At 64.9% G+C, this 24,989-nt stretch carries 17 protein-coding genes, 7 tRNA genes and 1 pseudogene; 1 reads left to right on the forward strand and 24 read right to left on the reverse strand.

The window, feature by feature from the left end:
- Positions 1-6 precede the first annotated feature (6 nt).
- On the reverse strand, positions 7-1,266 hold the full coding sequence (locus ASE28_RS10680) for an Hsp70 family protein (protein WP_057266553.1): 1,260 nt from the start codon (positions 1,264-1,266) through the stop codon (positions 7-9).
- Between the two features lie 228 nt (positions 1,267-1,494).
- On the reverse strand, positions 1,495-2,484 hold the full coding sequence (locus ASE28_RS10685) for a LysR family transcriptional regulator (RefSeq protein ID WP_082608012.1): 990 nt from the start codon (positions 2,482-2,484) through the stop codon (positions 1,495-1,497).
- 97 nt (positions 2,485-2,581) lie between these two features.
- Here ASE28_RS10685 and ASE28_RS10690 point away from each other — a divergent pair, with 97 nt between their 5' ends.
- Entirely contained in the window at positions 2,582-3,841 is a 1,260-nt protein-coding gene (locus ASE28_RS10690; protein WP_082608013.1) for an MFS transporter, read from the forward strand.
- A 17-nt stretch (positions 3,842-3,858) separates the two neighbouring features.
- On the opposite strand, the gene ASE28_RS10695 is transcribed toward ASE28_RS10690, so the two are convergent.
- The 22 genes and pseudogenes from ASE28_RS10695 to ASE28_RS32925 form a co-directional block, all read right to left on the reverse strand.
- Positions 3,859-4,491 carry a nitroreductase gene (locus ASE28_RS10695; protein WP_057199801.1) on the reverse strand — a complete coding sequence of 211 codons (633 nt, stop codon included), beginning with the start codon at positions 4,489-4,491 and terminating at the stop codon, positions 3,859-3,861.
- A gap of 307 nt (positions 4,492-4,798) precedes the next feature.
- Positions 4,799-4,883 (reverse strand) — tRNA-Leu (locus ASE28_RS10700).
- 16 nt (positions 4,884-4,899) lie between these two features.
- Positions 4,900-4,973, reverse strand: a tRNA-His gene (locus ASE28_RS10705).
- 21 nt (positions 4,974-4,994) lie between these two features.
- Positions 4,995-5,068: transfer RNA gene (locus ASE28_RS10710), tRNA-Cys, on the reverse strand.
- 62 nt (positions 5,069-5,130) lie between these two features.
- A tRNA-Arg gene (locus ASE28_RS10715) sits at positions 5,131-5,207 on the reverse strand.
- 257 nt (positions 5,208-5,464) lie between these two features.
- Positions 5,465-5,541: transfer RNA gene (locus ASE28_RS10720), tRNA-Leu, on the reverse strand.
- A gap of 1,080 nt (positions 5,542-6,621) precedes the next feature.
- Positions 6,622-6,697 (reverse strand) — tRNA-Phe (locus ASE28_RS10730).
- Between the two features lie 57 nt (positions 6,698-6,754).
- Entirely contained in the window at positions 6,755-7,435 is a 681-nt protein-coding gene (locus tag ASE28_RS10735; protein ID WP_057199800.1) for a response regulator, read from the reverse strand.
- A 39-nt stretch (positions 7,436-7,474) separates the two neighbouring features.
- Positions 7,475-9,766 (reverse strand): ATP-binding protein, encoded by a 2,292-nt coding sequence (locus ASE28_RS10740; RefSeq protein WP_057199799.1) that lies wholly within the window; start codon positions 9,764-9,766, stop codon positions 7,475-7,477.
- Positions 9,763-10,338 (reverse strand): DUF4390 domain-containing protein, encoded by a 576-nt coding sequence (locus ASE28_RS10745; protein ID WP_057266555.1) that lies wholly within the window; start codon positions 10,336-10,338, stop codon positions 9,763-9,765. The genes ASE28_RS10740 and ASE28_RS10745 overlap by 4 nt, the downstream gene beginning before the upstream one ends.
- Before the next feature lie 40 nt (positions 10,339-10,378).
- Positions 10,379-11,806 (reverse strand): 16S rRNA (cytosine(967)-C(5))-methyltransferase RsmB, encoded by a 1,428-nt coding sequence (gene rsmB, locus ASE28_RS10750; RefSeq protein ID WP_235516088.1) that lies wholly within the window; start codon positions 11,804-11,806, stop codon positions 10,379-10,381.
- A gap of 70 nt (positions 11,807-11,876) precedes the next feature.
- Positions 11,877-12,464 carry a hypothetical protein gene (locus ASE28_RS10755; protein ID WP_057266556.1) on the reverse strand — a complete coding sequence of 196 codons (588 nt, stop codon included), beginning with the start codon at positions 12,462-12,464 and terminating at the stop codon, positions 11,877-11,879.
- 211 nt (positions 12,465-12,675) lie between these two features.
- On the reverse strand, positions 12,676-16,923 hold the full coding sequence (gene rpoC / locus ASE28_RS10760; protein WP_057199796.1) for a DNA-directed RNA polymerase subunit beta': 4,248 nt from the start codon (positions 16,921-16,923) through the stop codon (positions 12,676-12,678).
- A 21-nt stretch (positions 16,924-16,944) separates the two neighbouring features.
- Positions 16,945-21,057, reverse strand: coding sequence for a DNA-directed RNA polymerase subunit beta (gene rpoB, locus ASE28_RS10765; RefSeq protein WP_057199795.1), 4,113 nt, complete (start codon positions 21,055-21,057; stop codon positions 16,945-16,947).
- Between the two features lie 265 nt (positions 21,058-21,322).
- Complete coding sequence (rplL, locus tag ASE28_RS10770; protein WP_057199794.1) at positions 21,323-21,700, reverse strand: 50S ribosomal protein L7/L12; 378 nt, start codon at positions 21,698-21,700, stop codon at positions 21,323-21,325.
- Positions 21,701-21,740: 40 nt separating this feature from the next.
- Entirely contained in the window at positions 21,741-22,265 is a 525-nt protein-coding gene (rplJ, locus tag ASE28_RS10775) for a 50S ribosomal protein L10 (protein ID WP_057199793.1), read from the reverse strand.
- A gap of 238 nt (positions 22,266-22,503) precedes the next feature.
- Positions 22,504-23,199, reverse strand: a complete 696-nt coding sequence (rplA, locus tag ASE28_RS10780) for a 50S ribosomal protein L1 (RefSeq protein WP_057199792.1) — start codon at positions 23,197-23,199, stop codon at positions 22,504-22,506.
- A 1-nt stretch (position 23,200) separates the two neighbouring features.
- Positions 23,201-23,632 carry a 50S ribosomal protein L11 gene (rplK, locus tag ASE28_RS10785; RefSeq protein WP_057199791.1) on the reverse strand — a complete coding sequence of 144 codons (432 nt, stop codon included), beginning with the start codon at positions 23,630-23,632 and terminating at the stop codon, positions 23,201-23,203.
- 119 nt (positions 23,633-23,751) lie between these two features.
- Positions 23,752-24,348, reverse strand: coding sequence for a transcription termination/antitermination protein NusG (gene nusG, locus ASE28_RS10790; protein ID WP_057199790.1), 597 nt, complete (start codon positions 24,346-24,348; stop codon positions 23,752-23,754).
- A 4-nt stretch (positions 24,349-24,352) separates the two neighbouring features.
- Complete coding sequence (gene secE / locus ASE28_RS10795; protein WP_057199789.1) at positions 24,353-24,736, reverse strand: preprotein translocase subunit SecE; 384 nt, start codon at positions 24,734-24,736, stop codon at positions 24,353-24,355.
- 89 nt (positions 24,737-24,825) lie between these two features.
- A tRNA-Trp gene (locus ASE28_RS10800) sits at positions 24,826-24,901 on the reverse strand.
- Positions 24,902-24,910: 9 nt separating this feature from the next.
- Positions 24,911-24,989, reverse strand: a pseudogene (locus ASE28_RS32925) (elongation factor Tu); the annotation flags it as partial.

Here is a 24,989-nt window from a genome sequence, read left to right on the forward strand (position 1 = left end):
GAAGCTTCAGCGGCCCGACACCGCCAGACCGGCGGCCACGCCACCGAACAAGTCGCCTTCGACCTGCGGCGTTGCGGGAAACGCCTGGAGCAACGCCTCGCGCAAGGGCCGCAATGCCGATGAGCCCCCGGTGAGGTAGATCGCATCGGGCCCGCGCGGTGCCAAGCCCGCGAGCTGCACGCACTCCTGCGCGCAGGCCACCACCTGCTCCAGGGGCGAGGCCAGGTGCTGCGACAGCCCTTCGGGCGTGATGGCCGAAGCCAGCGCGGGCTCAATCCAGTCCAGCGCCATGGGTGCCGCTGCATCCGACAGCGAGGCGGCGATCTTGGCCTGCTCCACCGTGTTCGCCATGCGGTGGCCAAGGCGTTCGTTGAGCACCGTCATCAGCCGCGCGTGGAGGCGCTGGTCGGCATAGTCGGTGCGCAGGTTCTGGGCGTCGCGCAGCGCGCGCGGCGCGTACAGCCACTGGATCAGGTGCCAGGTCGACAGGTCGAAGAACACGCGGTTGGGCACTTCGCGCCCGGTCGGCCCAAGGTGGCGAAAGCCCAGCATGGGCATCAGCAGCTCCAGACTCAGGCGCCGGTCGAAGTCGGTGCCGCCCACGTGCACGCCGGTCGTGGCCAGCACGTCGGCAGCGCGGTCGGTGCCCAGCGCCAGGCGCTCGGGCCCCAGGCGCACCACGGTGAAGTCCGAAGTACCGCCGCCGATGTCCACCACCAGCACCAGCGACTCATGGCTGATGCGCTGCTCGTAGTCGAGCGCGGCGGCAATCGGCTCGAACTGGAAGGACACGTTCTCAAAGCCTGCTTCGAGCGCCGCCTTGCGCAGCGAATCCTCGGCCTGCTGGTCGCGCGCCGGGTCGTCATCCACGAAGTGAACGGGCCGGCCCATCATCACCTGGCCGGGCATGGCGCCCAGCGCCTCGGTCGCCTTTTTGGCCAGCATGCGCAGGAACAGGCCGATGATGTCCTGGTAGCTCATGAGCTGGTTGTGCACGGCCGTCTTGTCCTGCAGCAGCGCACTGCCCAGCAGGCTCTTGAGCGAGCGCATGAGCCGCCCCTCGGTGCCCGCAAGGTACTGGCCCACGGCATCGCGGCCAAAGTGCGTGCGGTGGTCCTCGGCGTTGAAGAACAGCGCCGTGGGCAAGGTGACGCCGTCCCCTTCCAGCGCGATCATGCGCGCGGGCGAGCGCCCCTGGCGCACCGCCATGGCCGAGTTCGAGGTGCCAAAGTCAATGCCGAGCGTGGTGTCCTTCAGGAGGGGCATGGGAGAGTCTGCAAAAGAGAAGGGGAAGCAAGGCGCAAACCAGGGCTGGACCCCGGGAATGCACCGGGTGGAAATGCGGGAGCACAAGGCTCCTTCGGCCCACCACGGGAGAGGGAAGGGCCCCTTGAACGCCCAGGAGGCTGCGCCAGCGCAAGGGGAGCGGGATTGTGCCACGGCCTAGACGGCCCCAAGGGCACGGAGTGCATTCGTACCTGCCAGGCCCGATGATCACGCCTGAGGCGGCGAGGTGATCATGGCCGGCACAGCCTCCCGCATGGTCGAAACGAAACGCAGCAGCCGCGATGGGTAGAAGCTCGCGTACGGATAGGTCAGGTACACCGGCAGCGGTGCCGGTTGCCACGGGGGCGCCAGGTGAACCAGCCGCCCCTCGGCCACGTCCTGCGCCATCAGCCATGCCGAACCTGCGCAGGCGCCAAGTCCCTGCCTGGCCGCGCTGCGCAGGGCATACAGGCTGTCGGTGCTCATGCGCGGGCGCAGGGCGATGCGGCGCGTTTCCCCGGTGGCGCTGTGGGTCAGCGCCAGCTCATTGCGGTAGTAGGTGTGCAGCGCCAGCCAGGGCAATGCCGCCAGGCCTTCGGGATCCGTGGGCACGCCCGCGCCCAGCAGCGCCGGGGTGCCGACCACGATGCGCGGCACCTCGGCCAGGCGGATGGCCACCACCGCCGGGTCGGCCGGCTCGCCAACCTGGATGGCGCAGTCGATGCCGGCACCGATAAAGTCGCGCACATCGTCCTGCAGCAGCCATTCCACCGACACGCGCGGGTGCGCCCGCAGAAACTGCGCCAGTGGCCCGACGAACATTTCCTGCCCGAAGGCATGCGGCATGGCCACGCGCAGCGTTCCCTCAGGCTCCTCCTGCGCGCCGCGCAGATCGGCCTCGAAGGAAGCCCAGCTCGCCAGCAACTCCTTGGCCCGTTGGTAACAGCGCTCCCCGTCCACCGTGAGGCGCATGGTGTGCGTGGAACGCTGCAGCAGGCGCACCCCCAGCGACTGTTCCAGCGCCTGCAGGCGGCGACTCACCGTGGGCTGGGTGGCATGCATCTGCGCTGCCGCAGCCGAGAGGCTGCCGGCCTCGACGATGCGCACGAAGGTCTCCATCAGCTGCAGGCGGTTGCCCAGCGCACTGGCGCTGCCCCCCTGGGGCAGCGGTGCTGCGGACCGTGGAACCGGGGGTGTGAACGCAGCGTCTTTGGTCATGCAATCAGCGTATATCCAATGTGCACCACATCCTACTACCAAGAGCACCGCCAGGAGATCACACTTGGGCCCAAGGTCCTCACCAAGGGTTAATACCATGTCTCTCATACACAAAACGGATGCCATTGGCGGCATCACCCCCGGCACCCACAGCCCGATGGCCGACACGCCCACAATTGCGGCCCCCCTGGTGCTGCTGCTCGCAGCCGGTGCCGGCCTGGGCGTGGCCTCGCTCTACTACAGCCAGCCCATGCTGGGTGTGCTGGGGGCAGATATCGGGGCATCCGACCAGGCCGTGGGCTGGGTGCCAACGCTCACGCAGCTCGGCTACGCGCTGGGCATCCTGCTGCTGGCGCCGCTGGGGGACCGGTTCGACCGGCGCAGCATCATCCTGGCCAAGGCCGCCGCGCTGGTGGCGGCCTTGCTGCTGGCCGCCCTGGCGCCGACCATCGGCGTGCTGCTGGCCGCCAGCCTGGCGATCGGCATCACCGCCACCCTGGCACAGGACATCGTGCCCGCGGCCGCTGCGCTGGCGCCTGCCGCACACCGGGGCAAGGTGGTGGGCACGGTGATGACCGGGCTGCTGCTGGGCATTTTGCTGTCACGCGTGGTCAGCGGCTTCGTGGCCGAGCATTTCAGCTGGCGCAGCATGTTCGTGGCGGCGGCAGCCAGCATGGCCGCCATCGGCATCGCCGCCTGGCGCGGCCTGCCGCGCTTCAGCCCGACCACGCAGTTGCCCTATGGCCAACTGCTGGCATCGCTGGCCACGCTGTGGCAGCGCCATGGCAGCCTGCGGCGCGCGGCACTGGCGCAAGGCCTGCTCTCGGTGGGGTTCAGCGCGTTCTGGTCCACGCTGGCGGTGATGCTGCATGGCGCGCCCTTCCACCTGGGCAGCACTGCGGCTGGCGCCTTCGGCCTGGCCGGGGCGGCCGGCGCGCTGGCGGCGCCGCTGGCAGGACGCCTGGCCGACCGCCGGGGGCCCGGGCTCGTCACCCGCCTGGGGGCGGGCCTGGCCGCCCTGTCCTTTGCGGCGATGGCGCTGGCGCCTTGGCTGTCCCCCACCGCCCAGCTGTGCCTGCTGGTGGCCGCTGCCATCGGTTTCGACCTGGGTGTGCAGGCCGCGCTGATCGCGCACCAGACCCTGGTCTACAGCATCGACCCAGGTGCCCGCAGCCGGCTCAATGCCGTCCTGATGACCGGCATGTTCATCGGCATGGCCGCCGGCGCCGCCCTGGGCAGCCTGCTGCTGGTGCAGTGGGGCTGGATGGGCGTGACGCTGCTGGCCGTGTCGGCCAGCCTGGCGGCCCTGGCCGTGCGCATGGGAGGTTCGGCCCAACGGGCGGGCAGCACCGCCTGAGGCACGCAGGTTCCGGCTTATTCCACGGATCCCAGGCCCGGTGGTGTCCATTCGCGCACGAAGTCGCCCGCATCCACGCGATCAGGCGGCGGCAGTTGGTCCTTGGGGGTACCCATGTACAGAAATCCCAGCAGGCGGTCGCTGGCACCCAGGCCGAGTGCCGCCTTCACGCGCTCGTCGTGCGAATTCGCGCCCGTGGCCCAGAAGCCCCCAAAACCCAGGATGTGCAGCGCGTTGAGCATGTTCATCACCGCAGCACCGGTGGCCAGCACCTGCTCACTCTCCGGCACCTTGTGCGGCACCTTCACATGGGCGACCAGGGCCACGAGCATCGGCGCCGCCATGGCCTTGCCGCGAAAACGCTCGCCATCGTCATAGGGGTCGCGCGCCCGGGCCGCCCGCGCGAATACCTGGCCCAGCGCAGCCCGCGCGTCGCCGCGCACGACGACGAAACGCCAGGGCCGCAGTTGCCCATGGTCGGGCGCGCGCATGGCGGCAGCGAAGACCAGGTCCAGTGCAGCGGCATCGGGCGCCGGCTCGACCAGTGGCCACGGCGATTGCCGTCTGAGCAGCAGGTCCATGGCATGGCGCTGCGCTGGCGACAACAGCGGGTGGGACAAGGCCAGGGTGGAGGGGTCAGAGACAGACATGGTGTCCTTTGCGATCGGGCGAAAAGAGCACCCCGATGCCGGTCGGCATCGCGACTGATGGCAAGGGGACATGGTGGCGGGCGGCCGGGCGGCGACTGCCTTGCGCGCAACGGGTGTCGTGCGCGTGCGGTGCCCAGGGGCTGGCTGGCGCAGGGGTGGAAGCCCACCCCATTGCGCGGCATGGAAGCCATCGTTCACCGGGGAGCTGGCGAACGGAACCATGTTAGACCAGGGTCGAGGGACACTGCCCGGGCGCGCGGCTTTCACCGGACTTGCGGCAGGGTGTCTCGCAGGTGCATGCTGGCGCTGGTCTCTCCAGTCCGATTCGAACGGACATGCCCGAAGGCGCCAGGGTTTGAAGCTGGTGCGTCTGCCGATTGCGCCATGGAGAGAGGCAAGGGGAATGAATGGGGTGCACGAACGGAATCGAACCGTCGTCGGCGGGATCACAACCCGCAGCTCTGCCATTGAGCTACGCGCACCACGAAAATAAAAATGGGAGATGGAGGTGCGGACCGGATTCAAACCGGTGTCTGCGGATTTGCAATCCGCTGCATGGTCGCTTTGCTACCGCACCCTGGAGAGGCTGTTTGTAATCCCTTCAGAGCCGCGAAAGGACCGTCAACAGGCTCTGACAAATGGCCCCACGTGCACGACTCGAAACTGCAACCCCCTGCTTCGTAGGCAGGTGCTCTGATCCATTGAGCTAACGCGGGAAAAATGGCGCTCCGCAGGGGAGTCGAAGCCCTGGCTTCCTGGGGCCAGTTCGCCCTGATTTCGGGGTCGCGAAGGCCCTTGGGGTTGCCCGGCCTGGGGCCGTCTGCGGCGTTGCCCGCGCTTGCAAGGCAGACGCCTTGCTGCGCGCGGGCGCCTTGCATCCAGCCCCAGGCCGGGCAACGCGATCCCCTAAATCAGGGTGAACTGGCCCCCGACAGGGAGGCACTCTGGCCACTGAGTTAGCGGAACAATCAATTGGTGCCCCAGGGGAGATTCGAACTCCCAGAATCTTGCTTCTAAGGCAAGCACGTATGCCGGTTCCGTCACCGGGGCTTGATAAAAAGAGAAAGCCTCCATTTCGGTTGTGCCCTCACGCGATGGGCAACGCACGGCCGACGCGCGCCCCGTCGACATCGCTGCACAGGGGGAACCCCTGCACATCCCGCCAGGCCGTCCACGCGGTTGCTTGCTGGCGGTGTGGTGAAGACACACCCGAAATGGAGCGGACCGTCGGGCCAGATCCCGGGGTCCACACAGTGGGGTCGCAGTGCCGATTCCAGTGTTCAGCAGGGCCCCACGGCAAATTTTTAATGAACGGTGCGCCGCAGCACGATCACTGCGGAGTGGATGGGAGCGGCTTGCCGCCCGGTTGCGAAAACAAAAGAGGCCCGGAACCTTGCGGTGTCCGGGCCTCTGCGAAGAGAGCTTGGGAGGTGCGCGCCTATGCGCCCCCTCCACCCGGTAGCCACGGATCCCGATGGTCATGCGCACACAAATGCGCAGCCAGGCACGGCAGCTTGCGCAGGGCAGAACACAAGGCGACGCGCACGAGCGCCCGGCCCGGTGCGGGTCGGTTGCTGATGGGGGTGGCTGCTGCGTTCACGTTCAATCCTGGTGAATAAGTCAATCGGCGGAAATCGGGGGCGGTCGAAACCGCGATGAATCAGACTGTAAATAGTCTTTACTTTGCAGTCAACCACTTCATGGGAAAATTTTTTGTGCCCGGTTCGATGCGGCTCCCCCCGCCCTGCCCAACGGCGGCCCACCGCGCACTCTGGGCAACGGCAGTCCTTGGGGTCGCGATGCAGATGCCATCGGCCCATGGCAACCTTAGGGTGCCGGCGCAGGCACAAGAGAAGTGGCTCAGGGATTGCGCAGTGGTGGCAATGGAGGCAACGGCGGCGGGGGACGCGGTTGACGAGATCAACGGCCACTGAAGGGGCCGGCGTCGCCGTCAAGGTGGCGTGACTGGCCGCTGACCCCATGCCGCCATGACAGGCGCTATCAATTTGCATCACGCCGGACCCTGAGGGCCCAGATGATGGCGCTGCCCCAACCCGCTCTGCAAAGAGGACCGGCGCGTCAAAGCAAAACGCCCCAGAACCCGTTAGGGCGCTGGGGCGCATGCATATTTGGTGGCCTGGGGCGGAATCGAACCACCGACACAAGGATTTTCAATCCTCTGCTCTACCGACTGAGCTACCGGGCCTGAGCCTCAAATTATAACCAGAAAATTGGCCCTGAAAAAATTGGAGGCAAATTTTTTTCAAGCACGCTTGCCGCGGCCCAGGTCCACACCCAATTGGCGCAGCTTGCGGTACAGGTGGGTGCGCTCCAGGCCGGTCTTTTCGGCCACGCGGGTCATCGAGCCGCCTTCGCGGGCGAGGTGGAACTCGAAGTAGGCTTTTTCGAAACCGTCGCGCGCTTCGCGCAGCGGGCGGTCCAGATCGAAGCCCTGGTGCGAATGCGGGCCGGTCTCCACGCCGGACAGGGCCGTGATCACGGGCACCTGGGTGAAGGTCGCATCGGCCGGTGCCGCCGCCGGGGCCTGCACGGCCGCCACGGGGGCCGCATGGTGGGCTGCGTTGCGCGCCAGGCCCTGCTCCACGGCCTTGAGCAGCTTTTGCAGGGTGATGGGCTTTTCAAGGAACGAGAAGGCGCCGATGCGGGTGGCCTCGACCGCCGTGTCGATGGTGGCGTGGCCACTCATCATGATGACGGGCATGGTCAGCACGCCGCCGGTGGCCCATTCCTTGAGCAGCGATACGCCGTCGGTATCGGGCATCCAGATATCCAGCAGCACCAGGTCGTAGTTGCTGCCGGCACGGGCCGCACGGGCCTGGGTCGCGTTTTCCGCGAGGTCCACGCTGTGGCCTTCGTCGTTCAGGATTTCCGACAGCAGGTCGCGAATGCCGAGCTCATCGTCGACCACCAGAATGTTTGCCATGTGTGTTGAAGCGCCTTGGGAGGTACTGCGGGGGCGTTGTTATGCCGCCACCGCTGGTTCAGTGGCGAATGATAACGACACTTGGGCGCCCCGCACCACGCCATCTTCCATCCGGTTGGACAGGTCGATGCGTGCGCCGTGCTCATCGGCGATCTTTTTGACCACGGCAAGACCGAGCCCCGTGCCCCGCGGTTTGGTGGTGACATAGGGCTCGAAAGCGCGCTGCAGGATGTGTGCGGGAAAGCCGCTGCCGCTGTCCGAAACAGTCAACCGCACGCGCCGCGAGGACTCGCTCCAGCGCGTGGCGATGCGCACGGCGGGCAGGTTTTCGGCCCCGGCGGCACGTGCCTGCTCCGTCGCATCCTGCGCGTTCTGCAGCAGGTTGTGCACCACCTGGCGCAGTTGCTGGGCGTCTCCGGCGATGCTCGGACAGGACGGATCGAGCTCGGCTTTCACAGGGACGGTGGCGTTTTCCTCCCCATAGAGGTGCAGCACATCGGTCACCAGCGCATTGATGTCCAGGGCATGCAGTTCGGCCGCCGGCAGGCGCGCGTAGTCGCGGAATTCGTTGACCAGGCGCTTCATGGCATCGACCTGTTCGACGATGGTCTTGACCGACTTGGCGAGCACGGCCTGCTCGCTCGCAGCCACCTTGCCGGTGAGCTTCATCTCCAGCCGTTCGGCCGACAGCTGGATGGGCGTCAGGGGGTTCTTGATCTCGTGCGCAAGGCGCCGCGCAACCTCTCCCCAGGCCTGCGCGCGCTGTGCAGAAACGATTTCAGAAATGTCGTCAAAAACCAACAGTCGGGTCGAATCGGGCAGTTCTGCCCCCCGCGCGATGATGCTCGTCGCATGCTGGCCGACCCCCGCGAGCGAGGCGTGCAGCTCGAACGGGTGCTGCCAGTGGTCCAGGCCGTGGTGGTCGCGCTCGCCCAGAAAGGCGGCGAACTGCTTCTGCACGGCGGCGGCAAAGTCGGCCAGGCCAGGCACCTCGGCCAGCGCCCGCCCTTCGAAGGCGGCCATGGGCGCGCGCAGGATGCGTGTGGCGCCGGGGTTGGACGAGCGGATGGCGCCCGCGCCATCGAGCACCATCACCCCGGCGGTCAGGTTGTCCAGGATGGTCTGCAGGTTGGCCCGCGCAGCATCCACCTCGCTCATGCTCTGCTCCACCGCGCCCCGGGCGTCGGCCAGTTGCTGGGTCATGAGCGCGAACGAGCGGGTCAGCCCGCCCAGTTCGTCCCTGCCTTGCAGGGCGGCCTTGGGGCTCAGGTTGCCGGCGGCCACCTCGCGCACCCCTTCGGCCAGCACCAGCAACGGCCGCACCAGTTGGTTGCCAAGGAGCACAGCCAGCAGCACGGCACCGAAGACGGCCAGGAACAGGCTCAGCGTGAGCGTGCCCACGTACATGCGCCGCAGGCCGCCGCGCGCCAGGGCCCGCTCCTGGTACTCGCGGTTGGCCTCCTGCACGGCGATGGCGTTCTCCACCAGGGCCGGCGGCAGCATCAGCGTGGCCTGCAGGTAGCGCGGCTCGGCCAGCAGGCCCACCGTGGGGCTGCTGACCAGGGCAATGATCTTCACGCGCGCGTTCTGCACGGCGGCCGGGTCGGCGATGTCGTCCAGCCCCTCGATCTGCGTGAGGGCACGCTGCTGACGCACCGTGCGCAGCAGCGGCACACCGGGGCGCTCGGGGTTCAGGCTGAAGCGGGACTGGCCGGCGCTGGCAACGGCCTGGCCGGCGCTGTTCCAGAGGATGACGTCGGTGGCGCCCAATTGGTCGCGGATGCGCTCCAGTACCACGCCGGCCGAGGCGTCGGGGACCTGCGCCACCTGGGCACTGGCCGTGCGCGTCTTGGAGGCCATGTCGGTGGCCAGGGCATCGAGCGAGACACGCGCCAGGTTCACCCCGGCGGACAGCGCCCCCTCCACCTTCACGTCAAACCAGCTTTCAATGGAGCGGGTGACGAACTGGTAGGACACCACATAGATCAAGAGGCCAGGCACCAGGCCGACCAGCGCAAAGATGGCTGCCAGCTTCACCAGCAATCGGCTGCCGAAGCGACCCCGGCGCAGCCGCAGCCACAGGCGCACGGCCACCCAGCCCAGCACCGCGAGCAGCAACAAGGCCACCAGCACGTTCACGCCAAACAGCCAGGCGTAGTTGCGCTCGTACAGGGCGCGGTTGTTGGTGGCCAGGGTCAGCAAAAAGAGCAGCACCAGCCCGATGGCGGACATGATGGCCGCCCCCACCCCCACGGCCCAGCGCACGGCGCGGGACTGGCGCGCCGCCAGATGGGCCGAGGCCGACGCAGGCGGCCTGGGGTCCGGTGTCACTTGGCGCCCTCCTGCAGCGCGAGGCGGCCGGAGCGCGAGACAAGCAGGTTCCAGCCGGTCCGGCCCACGGCGCCGATCTGGAACGGCCGGGGCAGCTGTGACATATCAAGCCTGAACTTGAACTGTATCGTATGGCCGGTATCTGCATCGATTGCAGAGCTTTCTGCAATCTTCCAGCGCGAAACCCGCTGCATAGCCGACAGGGCATCGTCCAGGTCATCGAAATTCTGCCCCAGCGCCACGCCCAGGCCGGTGTTGGTGAAGGGGGCGGTCGAGGTGCTCAGGCGCCAGCGCCGGGTCAGGGGCTGGTAGCTCAGCCGCAGGTAGCGCGTGGCCTCGGCCACCTGGCGGTCGGACCAGTACCAGCGGTCGCGCATGACCTGCGCCTCCATCACGAAGAACATCGGGATGCCCTTGCGCAGGGCCTCCTCGGCCAGTTCCGGCAGGTCGAACTCCAGGCTGGTGCTCAGGTAGACGCCATCGTCCAGGCGCTGCAGGCGCAGTTCGGCCACCTCGCCGCGGTTGGCTTCTGCCCGGGCCGTCGGCACCCAGGCCAGCAGGGTGATCAGCATCAAAAGCGCGCCAATCCAGAGCCAACGAGCCGCAAAGCGCTCAGTCGGTCGATTTTTGCAACAGTGCGTAAAAAAATCCGTCGTGATCACCGAATCGATTGTCCGGGACAGCCCCCTGCTTGTCCGCTGCGCGAGGGATTAAATGCCCGGGCGAGGGGAGCAAATGTGCATCGGTGTTGTGTGCAAGAAACGTTTGTACCTGCGCATCACCTTCGGCACGAAAGACGGAGCAGGTGCAGTACAGCAGCCGCCCACCGGGGGCGACCAGGGGCCACAGGGTGGCCAGCAAGCGCTTTTGCAGGGCCGCGAGCTGGGCAATGTCCGTCTCGCGGCGCAGCCAGCGCACGTCCGGGTGGCGGCGCACGATGCCCGAGGCGGTGCATGGCGCATCGAGCAGGATGGCGTCGAACAGCGCCCCGCCATTGGCCGCCGGCCACCAGGCCTCGGGCTGGGCGGCGTCGGCCACCAGCACCTGTGCCGCCAGGCCCAGGCGGGCGAGGGTCTGGTGGATGCGTTCGGCGCGCGTGGCGTCGATCTCCAGCGCCGTCACCTGCAAGGGCTCGCCCTCGCCGGCCATCTCCAGCAGGTGGGCGGTCTTGCCACCGGGGGCGGCGCAGGCGTCCAGCACACGCAGGCTGCGCGTGCGGTCCATGCCCTGCAGCAGCAGCGGGGCGGCTTGCTGGGCGGCGGTGTCCTGTACCGACACCCGGCCAGCCGCAAAACCGGGCAGCGCCTGTACCGGCAGCGGCCGGTGCAGCACCAGGCCCTCGGTGCCAATCGGGTCGGCATCGGCGCCCATGGCGGCCAGCTCCTGCTGGTACTGCGCCTGGCTGCCCTGCAGGCGGTTCACGCGCAGCGCCATCGGGGCGTGGGTGTTGTTGGCGTGCAGGATCTGCTCCCACTGCTGGGGGTGGTCCTTCTGCAGGCGCTTGATCCACCACAGCGGGTGGTTCCAGCGGGCCACGGGATCGGCATCGGTAGCCCCTACCAGCGCATCGCTTTCGCGCAGAAAGCGCCGCAGGCAGGCGTTGATGAAGGATGCCTGCGCATGCGTGGCCGGGTGCCGCTTGGCCGCTTCCACCGCCTGGTTGACCAGGGTGAAAGGCTCGTAAGGTGCCTCGTCGGCACGCCAGCACAGTGCCAGCGCGGTGCACAGCAGCGCATCCGCATCGGGCGGCGGCGGCCGCTTGGCCAGTTGGCGCCGCAGCGCCTCGGCACGCCCGAGGTTGCGCAGCACCTGGAACAGCAGGGCCTGGACGCCGGGGCGCAGCGTGGTGCTGACCGCGTCCAGCGCGGCCGTGCCCGAGACACCATCGCGGATGGACTGGAGCACACCGGCCACGGCGATGAGCTGCTGCCACAGTGCCACCTGCTGCGCATCGCCTCCGCGGCCGGCACCGGCTTGCGCGGGGTTGCGATCAGGGCGCCGCCCTTCGGGCGCGGCAGGGTGGGAGGGGGCTGGATGCATGGTGGGTGCCTCGTGGTGCCGGCGCACAGGTGCGCTGGCGGTCAAAAGAAAGGGGGCCGGGGCGCGTTCATCACAGCCCCTTGGTGGCCTTGAAGCCGAAGATCCAGGCCAGCACACGGGCGGGAAACTGGTGGATGGCGGCGTCGTGCTGCCCGGCGGCATGGTTGATCACCTGCACGGCCAGATCGATCTGCGCGTGGTGCTCTTCCCAGCGGATGGACCAGGGCGCCAGCACCTCACTGGCTCCCGGGCCATCGGCCTCGGTGACCACGGTGCGCCAGGTGGCATCGAGCACGCTGCGCGCTGCGGTGAGCGCGGCCAGCGCATCGCGCTGCAGGGGCTGCGAGCGTGCCACGGCCAGCGACGCCCCCATCTGCGTGGTGGCGCCGCGCAGGGCGGCGATCTTGGCCGGGTCGAACACCGGGCGCTGAACCGGCGGCGCGGTGTCCGTGCTGCCGCTGGGCATGCCGGGGCCCGCGCTGTGGCCCTGGACCGCGTCGAACTCGCCCAGCAGCGCAATCAGTCGCACCAGGTGGGCGTCCACGGCGCCAAAGGCCTGGACCACGGAGGAGCGCAACCGCGTCAGCCGGTTGTAGGCCCCCAGGGCCCAGAACAGCATGATGGCGACAAGAATCCAGAAAAGAGGCGATGACCACATACGCATGGCCTGGGGCGTGCGCTGCAAACGCAGCCCGCGGCCGAGAAAGAGGGAACAGGGAAAAATCGGAGCGCTTGATCGCTCCAGTAAAAACGCTCCCGACCTGTCCAGAGACAGGGCGGGAGCGCATCAAGGCCCGGGGTTGCGCCGAACCAGAACCCCGTGCGCCGCGCATTGCATCGCTGGGTCCTTGTCCGGTGCCGCCTGGCTTTTAGTCTGCGGAAGCGTCCGTGGCAGTGGTGGTGCTGCTGCCTTCGACTTCCGTGGCATCGTCCGACGACGAGGACGCAGCCATTTCAGCGGCTTCGGCTTCGGCGATGGCGCGGCGCTCGGCGTCGTCCATGGCGTCCTTGGCCTTGCGTGCCTGGTGGTAGGCCATGCCGGTGCCGGCAGGGATCAGGCGACCCACGATCACGTTTTCCTTCAGGCCACGCAGCTCGTCGCGCTTGCCCATGATGGCAGCCTCGGTGAGCACGCGGGTGGTTTCCTGGAAGGAAGCCGCCGAGATGAACGAGTCGGTGGACAGCGATGCCTTGGTGATACCCAGCAGCAGGTTGCTGTAGGTCGCAGGGATCTTGCCTTCGGACTGCAGTGCATCGTTGGTGTTCAGGATCTCGGAACGCTCGACCTGTTCGCCACCGATGTAGTTCGACTCGCCAGTGTTCTCGACCACGACGCGGCGCAGCATCTGGCGAACGATCACCTCGATGTGCTTGTCGTTGATCTTCACACCCTGCAAGCGGTACACGTCCTGCACTTCATCGACGATGTAGCGCGACAGCTCTTCGATGCCCAGCAGGCGCAGGATGTCCTGCGGGTCGGCCGGGCCGTCGACGATGGACTCGCCCTTGTTCACCACCTGGCCTTCGTGCACCAGGATGTTCTTTTCCTTGGGCACGAGCTCTTCGAACACGTGGCCTTCGGGATCGGTGATCTGCAGGCGGACCTTGCCCTTGGTTTCCTTGCCGAACGACACGGTGCCGGTCATCTCGGCCAGCGTGCCCTTGTCCTTCGGGGTACGGGCTTCGAACAGCTCGGCCACACGGGGCAGACCGCCGGTGATGTCGCGGGTCTTCTGGCCTTCGACCGGAATACGCGCCAGCACTTCGCCGGGGCCCACGTCCTGGCCGTCACGCACCTGGATGAGCGAACCGATCTGGAAGCCGATGGTCACCGAGTGGTCGGTGCCAGGGATCTTCACTTCGTTGTTCTGCGCATCGATCAGCTTGACCTGCGGACGCACGACCTTGGCGGCGCCACGGCGCTTGGGATCGATCACCACCAGGGTGGACAGACCGGTCACTTCGTCGAGCTGCTTGGCAACCGTCAGGCCTTCTTCGACGTTCTCGAACTTCACCTGGCCGGCGAACTCGGTAATGATCGGGCGGGTCAGCGGGTCCCAGTTGGCCAGGATGGTGCCGGCCTTGATGGTCTGGTCGGCCTTCACCGTCAGCAGGGCGCCGTACGGCACCTTGTGGCGCTCGCGCTCGCGGCCATGCTCGTCATGGATGATGATCTCACCCGAACGTGCAATCACCACCAGCTCGCCCTTGGTGTTGCTCACGTAGCGCATCGTGGCGTTGAAGCCGATCACGCCGTTGGACTTGGCTTCCACGCTCGAAGCGATGGCAGCGCGCGATGCGGCACCACCGATGTGGAACGTGCGCATGGTCAGCTGCGTGCCGGGTTCACCGATAGACTGGGCAGCGATCACACCCACGGCTTCGCCGAGGTTGATCAGGCCGCCGCGGCCCAGATCTCGGCCGTAGCATCGGGCGCACAGGCCGTAGCGGGTTTCGCAGGTCAGTGCCGTGCGCACCTTCACCTCGTCCACGCCAGCAGCTTCCATTTCCTCGATGAGGTCTTCTTCCAGCATCACGCCGGCGGGCACCAGCACCGAACGGTTCTCGGGGTGCAGCACGTCTTCGGCAGCGGTACGGCCCAGGATACGGTCGCGCAGCGATTCGATCACTTCACCGCCTTCAACGATGGCGCGCATCAGCGAACCATTGGAAGTGCCGCAATCCTCTTCGGTCACGACCAGATCCTGCGTCACGTCCACCAGGCGGCGCGTCAGGTAGCCGGAGTTGGCCGTCTTCAGCGCCGTGTCGGCCAGACCCTTACGGGCACCGTGGGTGGAGATGAAGTACTCCAGCACGTTCAGGCCTTCGCGGAAGTTCGCGGTGATGGGCGTCTCGATGATCGAGCCGTCAGGCTTGGCCATCAGGCCCCGCATGCCGGCCACCTGGCGGATCTGGGCGGCAGAGCCGCGGGCGCCGGAGTCGGCCATCATGTAGATGGAGTTGAAGGACTCCTGGTCCACTTCCTTGCCGTGGCGGTCGATGACCTTCTGCTTGGACAGCTGGGCCATCATCACCTTGGACACTTCGTCGCCAGCCTTGCCCCAGATGTCCACCACCTTGTTGTAGCGCTCGCCAGAGGTCACCAGACCCGAGACGTACTGCTGTTCGATCTCTTTGACTTCCTTCTCCGAGCGCTCGATGATGCCGGCCTTCTGGGGCGGCACCAGCATGTCGTCGATGCAGATGGAAATGCCGGCGCGCGTGGCCAGGCGGAAACCGTTTTGCAGCAGCTTGTCGGCAAACACCACCGTTTCCTTGAGACCGCACTTGCGGAAGGAGACGTTGATGAGCTTGGAGATTTCCTTCTTCTTCAGGGCCTTGTTGATGTTCGAGAACGGCAGGCCCTTGGGCAGGATCTCGGACAGCAGGGCACGGCCGGTGGTGGTTTCCACCATCTTGACCTCGGGCACGAACTCGCCGGTGTCCTTGTTCTTGGTCCACTCGGTCAGGCGCACGTTGATGCGCGTGGCCAGCTCGACCTCGCCCGCGTCGAACGCGCGCTGCACTTCACCGGTGTCGGCGAAGATCAGGCCTTCGCCCTTGGCGTTGATGCGGTCACGGGTGGCGTAGTACAGGCCCAGCACCACGTCCTGCGAAGGAACGATGGAAGGCTCGCCCGAAGCGGGGAACAGCACGTTGTTGGAGGCCAGCATCAGCGTGCGGGCTTCCATCTGCGCTTCCACCGACAGCGGGACGTGGACGGCCATCTGGTCACCGTCGAAGTCGGCGTTGAAGGCCGCGCAGACGAGGGGGTGCAGCTGGATGGCCTTGCCCTCGATCAGGATGGGCTCGAACGCCTGGATGCCCAGGCGGTGCAGCGTAGGTGCACGGTTGAGCATCACCGGATGTTCCTTGATGACCTCTTCCAGGATGTCCCACACCACCGGCGTGCCGGATTCGACTTCCTTCTTGGCGGCCTTGATCGTCGTCGCGATGCCCATGGCTTCCAGGCGCGAGAAGATGAAGGGCTTGAACAGCTCCAGGGCCATCAGCTTGGGCAGGCCGCACTGGTGCAGCTTGAGCGTTGGGCCCACGGTGATCACGGAACGACCGGAGTAGTCCACGCGCTTGCCCAGCAAGTTCTGGCGGAAACGGCCGGACTTGCCCTTGATCATGTCGGCCAGCGACTTCAGGGCACGCTTGTTGGCGCCCGTCATGGCCTTGCCACGGCGGCCGTTGTCCAGCAACGAGTCCACGGCTTCCTGCAGCATCCGCTTTTCGTTGCGGGCGATGATTTCAGGGGCCTTCAGCTCCAGCAGGCGGCGCAGGCGGCTGTTGCGGTTGATGACGCGGCGGTACAGGTCGTTCAGGTCGGATGTGGCGAAGCGGCCGCCGTCCAGCGGCACCAGCGGACGCAGGTCCGGTGGCAGCACAGGCAGCACTTCAAGCACCATCCACTCGGGCTTGATGCCCGACTTCTTGAACGCTTCGAGCACCTTCAGGCGCTTGGCGTTCTTCTTGACCTTGACTTCCGAGCCGGTCAGGTCGCCGCGCAGGCGTTCGATCGACAGGTCGATGTCGATGGATTCCAGCAGGTCCTTGATGCCTTCGGCGCCCATCTTGGCGATGAATTCGTCGCCGTATTCCTTGCGCTTGGCATCGTAGTCGTCCTCGGACATGATGCTGAACTTCTTCAGCGGGGTCATGCCGGGGTCGGTCACCACGTAGGCTTCGAAGTACAGCACGCGTTCGATGTCGCGCAGCGTCATGTCGAGCACCAGGCCCAGGCGCGATGGCAGCGACTTCAGGAACCAGATGTGCGCGCAGGGCGCGGCCAGGTCGATGTGGCCCATGCGCTCGCGGCGCACCTTGGTCTGCGTGACTTCAACGCCGCACTTCTCGCAGATCACGCCACGGTGCTTGAGGCGCTTGTACTTGCCGCACAGGCATTCGTAGTCCTTGATGGGACCGAAGATCTTGGCGCAGAACAGGCCGTCGCGCTCGGGCTTGAACGTGCGGTAGTTGATGGTCTCGGGCTTCTTCACCTCACCGAAAGACCACGAACGGATCTTCTCGGGCGAAGCCATGCCGATGCGGATGGCATCGAAGTGCTCATCCGGCGTGAATTGCTTGAACAGGTCGAGTAGCGATTTCATAGTGACTCTTTCCTTTTCCGCTTAGGAGCGTTCCAGCTCGATATCAAGGCCCAGCGAGCGGATTTCCTTGACCAGCACATTGAACGATTCCGGCATGCCGGCTTCGATCGCGTGTTCGCCCTTGACGATGGACTCGTATACCTTGGTACGACCGACCACGTCGTCGGACTTGACGGTGAGCATTTCCTGCAGGACGTAGGCTGCACCGTAGGCTTCCAGCGCCCACACTTCCATTTCCCCGAAACGCTGGCCACCGAACTGGGCCTTGCCGCCCAGCGGCTGCTGCGTGACCAGGGAGTACGGGCCCGTGGAACGGGCATGCATCTTGTCGTCCACCAAGTGGTGCAGCTTCAGGTAGTGCATGTAGCCGATGGTGGTGGGACGCTCGAAGCGGTCACCCGTGCGGCCATCGTGCAGGTAAGCCTGCGTGCGCGTGGGCGTCAGGCCCTTGCGCTCGGCGATGTCGTCGGGGTAGGCCAGCTTGAGCATGTCCATGATTTCTTCTTCCGAAGCACCATCGAACACCGGGGTCGCGTAAGGCACGCCAGCGGTCAGATGCCCGGCCATGGCCAGCACGTCTTCGTCGGTCAGCTGCGACAGGTCTTCCTTGCGGCCGCGGGAGTTGTACACCTCTTCGAGGAAGGTACGCATCTCGGAGGCCTTGGCTTCCTGCTGCAGCATGTCGCCGATGCGCTGCCCAATGCCCTTGCCGGCCCAGCCCAGATGGACTTCGAGCACCTGCCCGATGTTCATCCGCGAAGGCACGCCCAGCGGGTTCAGCACGATGTCGGCAGGGGTGCCGTCGGCCATGTAGGGCATGTCTTCGACCGGAACGATCTTGGACACCACACCCTTGTTGCCGTGGCGGCCGGCCATCTTGTCACCAGGCTGCAGGCGGCGCTTGACGGCCAGGTAGACCTTGACCATCTTGAGCACGCCAGCGGGCAGCTCGTCGCCTTGCGTGAGCTTCTTGCGCTTTTCCTCGAAAGACAGGTCGAAGCTGTGGCGCGTCTGCTCCAGGGCGTTCTTGATGCTTTCGAGCTGGGTGGCGACTTCGTCTTCCGCAGGGCGGATGTCGAACCAGTGGAACTTCTCGACCGAAGCCAGGTAGGCCTTGTCGATCTTCGTGCCCTTGGCCAGCTTCTGCGGGCCGCCATTGGCCACGCGGCCATTGAGCAGCTTCTCGATACGGTCGAAGGCGTCGGCCTCGACGATGCGCAGCTGGTCGTTCAGGTCCAGGCGGAAGCGCTTGAGTTCATCGTCGATGATCTGCTGGGCGCGCTTGTCGCGCTGGATGCCTTCGCGGGTGAACACCTGCACGTCGATCACGGTGCCTTGCGAGCCCTGGTCCACGCGCAGCGAGGTGTCCTTCACGTCGGAAGCCTTCTCGCCGAAGATGGCGCGCAAGAGCTTCTCTTCGGGCGTGAGGGTGGTCTCGCCCTTGGGCGTGACCTTGCCCACCAGCGTATCGCCGGGTTGCACTTCGGCGCCCACGTAGATGATGCCGGACTCGTCCAGGCGGTTCAGTTGCTGTTCCGACAGGTTCGGAATGTCGCGCGTGATTTCTTCCGCACCGAGCTTCGTGTCGCGGGCCATGACCACCAGTTCCTCGATGTGGATCGAGGTGTAGCGGTCTTCGGACACCACGCGTTCGGAGATCAGGATCGAATCTTCGAAGTTGTAGCCGTTCCATGGCATGAAGGCGATCAGCATGTTCTGGCCGATGGCGATTTCGCCGAAGTCCGTCGATGCGCCGTCGGCAATCACGTCACCCTTGACCAGCATGTCGCCCTTCTTGACGATGGGGCGCTGGTGGATGTTGGTGTTCTGGTTGGAACGCTGGTACTTGATGAGGTTGTAGATGTCCACACCCACTTCACCGGCAACGGCTTCCACGTCGTTCACGCGCACCACGATGCGCGTGGCATCCACGTAGTCCACGATACCGCCACGGGTGGCTGTGACCACGGTGCCGGAGTCGACAGCGGCCACGCGCTCGATGCCCGTGCCCACCAGCGGCTTCTCGGGGCGCAGCACAGGCACGGCCTGGCGCGACATGTTGGCGCCCATCAGCGCGCGGTTCGCATCATCGTGCTCCAGGAACGGAACCAGCGATGCAGCCACCGACACGATCTGTGCGGGCGACACGTCCATGTACTGCACGCGGTCTGCGCCGCACAGGATGGATTCACCCTTTTCACGGGCAGACACCAGGTCGCCCGTCAGGCGGCCGTCCTTGTCGAGCAGGGCGTTGGCCTGCGCGATCACGTACTTGCCTTCTTCGATGGCCGACAGGTAGTCGATCTCGTTCGTGACCTTGGCGTCCACCACGCGGCGGTACGGGGTTTCGATGAAACCGTACTCGTTCAGGCGGGCGTACAGGGCCAGCGAATTGATCAGCCCGATGTTCGGGCCTTCAGGCGTTTCGATAGGGCAGACTCGGCCGTAATGGGTCACGTGCACGTCGCGCACTTCGAAGCCTGCGCGTTCGCGGGTCAGACCGCCCGGGCCCAGTGCGGAAACACGGCGCTTGTGCGTGATTTCGGCGAGCGGGTTGGTCTGGTCCATGAACTGCGACAGCTGCGAGGCACCGAAGAATTCCTTCAGGGCCGCCGAGATCGGCTTGCTGTTGATCAGGTCGTGGGGCATCAGCGGCTCTTGCTCGGCCTGGCCCAGACGCTCCTTCACAGCCTTCTCGATACGTGCCAGGCCGGTGCGGTACTGGTTTTCGGCCAGTTCGCCCACGCAGCGCACGCGGCGGTTGCCCAGGTGATCGATGTCATCGACTTCGCCGTTGCCGTTGCGCAGGTCCACCAGGATCTTGACCACGGCCAGGATGTCCTCGTTGGACAGCACCATGGGGCCGGTGGATTCGTCGCGGCCGATCTTGGCGTTGAACTTCATGCGGCCCACGCGCGACAGGTCGTACGTGTCCGGGTTGTAGAACAGGCGCTGGAACAGGGCCTGCACGGCGTCTTCGGTTGGCGGCTCGCCGGGGCGCATCATGCGGTAGATGGCCACGCGGGCAGCGAACTCGTCCACCGTTTCGTCGATGCGCAGGGTCTGCGACATGTACGCACCCTGGTCGAGTTCATTGGTGTAGATGCACTGCACGTCCTGGATGCCGGCCACGCGCAGCTTCTTGAGCAGCGCTTCGGTCAGCTCGTCGTTGGCCTTGGCGATGATTTCACCGGTGTCCGTATCGACGATGTTGCGGGCCACTACGCGGCCGATCAGGAAGTCTTCGGGCACGCTGATGTGCGTGGTGCCGGACTGTTCCAGTTCACGGGTGTGGCGTGCGGTGACGCGCTTGTCCTTGGCGACCACGACCTTGCCCGACTTGTCGGTGATGTCGAAACGCGCCACTTCGCCGCGCAGGCGCTCGGACACGAATTCCATCTGCGCACCGCTGTCCATGATGCGGAAGTTGTCGTTCACGAAGAAGTTCGCGAGGATGGACTCGGGGTTCAGGCCGATGGCCTTGAGCAGGATCGTGACCGGCATCTTGCGGCGACGGTCCACGCGGAAGTACAGGATGTCCTTCGGGTCGAATTCGAAGTCCAGCCAGGAGCCGCGGTAGGGGATGATGCGCGCGGAGAACAGCAGCTTGCCCGAGCTGTGCGTCTTGCCCTTGTCGTGTTCGAAGAACACGCCAGGCGAGCGGTGCAGCTGCGAGACGATCACGCGTTCCGTGCCATTGATGATGAAGGAGCCCTTTTCGGTCATCAGGGGCACTTCGCCCATGTAGACCTCTTGTTCCTTGACTTCCTTGACCACCTTGGACTGCGACGTCGAGGACTCGCGGTCATAGATGATGAGCTGCACCTTGGCGCGCACGGCCGAGGCGAAGGTCAGACCACGGGTCTGGCACTCGCGCACGTCGAAAGCCGGCTTGGCCAGGTTGTACTCGATGAACTTCATCTCCACAAAACCGTTGTGCGAGACGATGGGGAAGGCAGCGTCAAAGGCAGCCTGCAGACCTTCAATGGTGCGTTTTTGCGGTGCTTTATCAGCCTGCAGGAAGGCGGTGTATGCGTCCTTCTGCATCTGCAGCAGATAAGGAACTTCCAGCACGCTGTCGCGGCTGCCGAAACTTTTGCGGATTCGCTTGCGTTCGGTATAGGAATAGGCCATGAGATCTCCGGGCAAAGACATGAGTCCTGGGTCTTCGACGACTGACCCGCAAAGGCTCTCCTCCTTGCGGGCTTGGCGGTTGGCCACTACCAACCATGGCGGACGGCGATGCGTTGCACATCACCCGAACCAAGGTATCTTCTGCTGTCGGGGTTGTCAGAAGACACTCGAAAACCGCTTTATGGGTGCGGCTTTCGGGTGCGCTCTGAAAGCACCAAAGGCTGGAGGCCCGCGAGGAGCACTCCAGCCCTTGAAGGGGACTGAATTACTTCAGTTCAGCCTTGGCACCGGCTTCCACCAGCTTCTTGACTGCTGCTTCGGCGTCGGCCTTGGCAATAGCTTCCTTGACGTTCTTTGGAGCGCCGTCCACCAGGTCCTTGGCTTCCTTGAGGCCCAGGCCGGTGATTTCGCGCACAGCCTTGATCACGGAAACCTTGTTGGCGCCGGCTTCGAGCAGGACCACGTTGAATTCCGTTTGCTCTTCAGCTGCTGCAGCACCGCCGCCGCCGCCGCCGGCAGCAGGAGCTGCCATGGCAGCTGCGCTCACGCCAAACTTCTCTTCAATGGCCTTCACCAGGTCATTGAGTTCCAGAACCGTCATGCTGTCCAGAGCGGTCAAAAATGCGTCTTTATCGAATGCCATTTTTATTTCCTAACAATTTTGTTGGTTATCCATCGGGCCATCAGGCCGCGACAGGTTCGGCGGCCGGTACGGCAGCGCCTTCGCCTTTTTTGGCCGCCAGCGCGCCCAGCACAACGGCCGTACGCGACATGGGGGACATAAGCAAGCCACAAATCTGAGCCAACAGGACTTCCTTGGAAGGAATGTTGGCCAGTTGCTTAACGCCGTTGACATCCAGGGCTTTGCCACCGAAAGCGCCACCGCGAATCACCAGCTTGTCGTTGGTCTTCGCGAAATCGGCCACCACCTTGGCGGCGGCCACAGCGTCTTCGGAGAAGCCGTAGATCAGCGGGCCGGTCATCTGGTCAGCCACCACGTCAAATGCGCTGCCTGCTACAGCACGGCGGGCCAGGGTGTTCTTCAGAACACTCAAGGTCACGCCCTTGCTGCGAGCATCAACACGCAGTTTGGTCATGTCGGCGACCGTGATGCCACGGTATTCCGCGATCACAAGCGTTTGAGCTTTAGCGGCGAGGCTGGTCACTTCACTGATGACCGCTTCTTTCTCACTGCGATTAAGACTCAAGGTCTACTCCTTAAAATGCGCACTCGGCGGTTGCCTCGTGCACGCTCTTGTTGCAGCGACCAACTGTTCAGGAAAGTTTTCCATCTGCAGCGGGATCGCCATCTGCGTTGGCGTCTCTGTGTCTTTAAGCGCGACGGGATCGCGCACCAACGGTCTTGGATGGCCTGTGGCTACCGAAGCAGCCTCAGCCCACCACATCGGGCCTGCCCGTGAAGGCGGGTCCGAAGATTTCTTGCAATTACGCTGCGATGGTCTGCGTATCCACGCGGACACCCAGGCCCATCGTGGAAGACACTGCCACCTTGCGCAGGTACACACCCTTGCTGGTTGCAGGCTTGGCCTTGGTCAGGGCTTCGATCAGTGCAGCCAGGTTGCCTTGCAGCTTGTCGTTGTCGAACGAGCGGCGGCCGATCGTGCTGTGCACGATACCGGCCTTGTCGACGCGGAACTGCACTTGACCTGCCTTGGCGTTCTTCACAGCCGTAGCGACGTCAGGCGTCACGGTGCCCACCTTGGGGTTGGGCATCAGGCCACGTGGGCCCAGGATCTGGCCCAGCGTACCCACGACGCGCATGGCATCAGGGGCAGCGATCACCACGTCGAAGGGCATGTCGCCGGCCTTGACCATGGCGGCCAGGTCGTCCATACCGACGATGTCGGCACCAGCAGCCTTGGCTTCTTCAGCCTTGGCGCCCTGGGCGAACACAGCCACGCGGGTCGTCTTGCCGGTACCGTTGGGCAGCACCACGGCGCCGCGAACCACCTGGTCGGACTTCTTGGCATCGATGCCAAGCTGAACGGCCACATCGATGGATTCGTCGAACTTGGCCGTAGCGGCTTCCTTCACGATCACGACTGCATCGGCGAATGCGTACAGCTTGTTGCTGTCGACTTTGCCTTGCAGGGCTTTTTGCTTCTTGGTCAGCTTGGCCATATTACAAACCCTCCACCGTCACGCCCATCGAGCGTGCAGAGCCAGCCAGCGTGCGCACAGCGGCGGCTACGTTGGCGGCGTTCATGTCCTTCATCTTGGTCTTGGCGATCTCTTCGAGCTGTTCGCGCGTGATCTTGCCGACCTTGGTCTTCAGCGGGTTCGCAGAACCCTTGTCGAGCTTGATGGCCTTCTTGATCAGGGTCGTCGCAGGCGGCGTCTTGATGATGAAGGTGAAGCTCTTGTCTGCGAAAGCCGTGATGACCACGGGCAATGGCAGGCCTGGCTCAACGCCTTGGGTCTGCGCATTGAATGCCTTGCAGAACTCCATGATGTTGAGACCACGTTGACCCAGTGCTGGGCCGATCGGTGGGGATGGATTGGCCTTACCAGCTGGAACTTGCAGCTTGATAAAACCGACGATTTTTTTCGCCATGCTTTACTCCTTGCGGGTGATAACGCCTTGGCCTTGCGGCCTGAGCTCCCCGGGGTTAACGACTCGACAACACTTTCATCCGCACCGAGCCGAAAGGTGCGGCATCCAAACCTTGAAGCTCAGGTCTTTTCAACCTGGCCGAATTCGAGCTCCACCGGGGTGGAGCGGCCGAAGATCATGACGGACACCCGTACACGGCTCTTCTCGTAATTGACTTCTTCCACCGAGCCATTGAAGTCGGTGAACGGGCCTTCCTTGACGCGCACCAGCTCGCCCACCATGAACTCCACCTTGTGGCGGGGCTTCTCGGTGCCTTCCTGCATCTGGCTGACGATCTTCTGCACTTCGTCTTCCGAGATGGGGGCGGGACGGTTCTTGGCACCGCCCACAAAACCCGTGACCTTGTTGGTGTGCTTCACCAAGTGCCAGGTATCGTCGTCCATGACCATTTCAACGAACACATAGCCCGGGAACAGGCGGCGCTCGGTGGTCTTGCGCTGGCCGTTCTTCATTTCCACGACTTCTTCGGTGGGAACGAGGATGCGGCCGAACTTGGTCTCCATGCCCGAACGGCCGATGCGCTCCACAATGTTGCGCTCGACCGCTTTTTCCATGCCCGAGTAGGCATGAACGATGTACCAGCGCAGATCGGGATTCGATGGCGCGGCGGGTGCCAGAGCCTCGGCTCCGGTGGTTTCCACAGGGGTGCTTGTCATGGCGTTACTTCCTCCAGCCCAAAACGAGGTCGTACAGAAGCCATTCGAGGGTCTTGTCGGTGAACCACAGGAAAAGCGCCATGATGACGACAAACGCAAACACGTAGGCCGTCATCTGCAAGGTTTCCTTGCGGGTGGGCCAGACGACCTTCTTGACTTCGCGCCAGGCTTCGCGCGCAAACGCGACAAACTGCCGGCCTGGCTCGGACACCAGGAACACGGCAGCGGCAGCAACCAGTCCGACGATCAATGCAGCCCACTGGGCAATCGCACCCTGCTTGCTCAGCAAGTAAAAGCCAGCGACCGATGCAATGACCAGCGCGGCCACAGCAGCAAGCTTGGCTTTGTCAGCACCGGTATTGACGGTTTCAACCTGGGAAGTGGCCATGTGTATTGTTTCCTGCTCCGATTCGCGGCGTCGCCCAAGACGCCGAAGCCCGCCAGGGTCTGGCGGGCTTGTTGGGGGCCACATTCAAGTGGCAGGGGCAGTAGGAATCGAACCTACAACCTTTGGTTTTGGAGACCAACGCTCTGCCAATTGAGCTATACCCCTATAACCTTATTAGGCGATGATCTTTGCCACGACGCCGGCGCCGACGGTACGACCGCCTTCACGGATGGCGAAGCGCAGGCCTTCTTCC

Source organism: Acidovorax sp. Root219 (assembly GCF_001428665.1).
Lineage (GTDB): Bacteria > Pseudomonadota > Gammaproteobacteria > Burkholderiales > Burkholderiaceae_C > Acidovorax.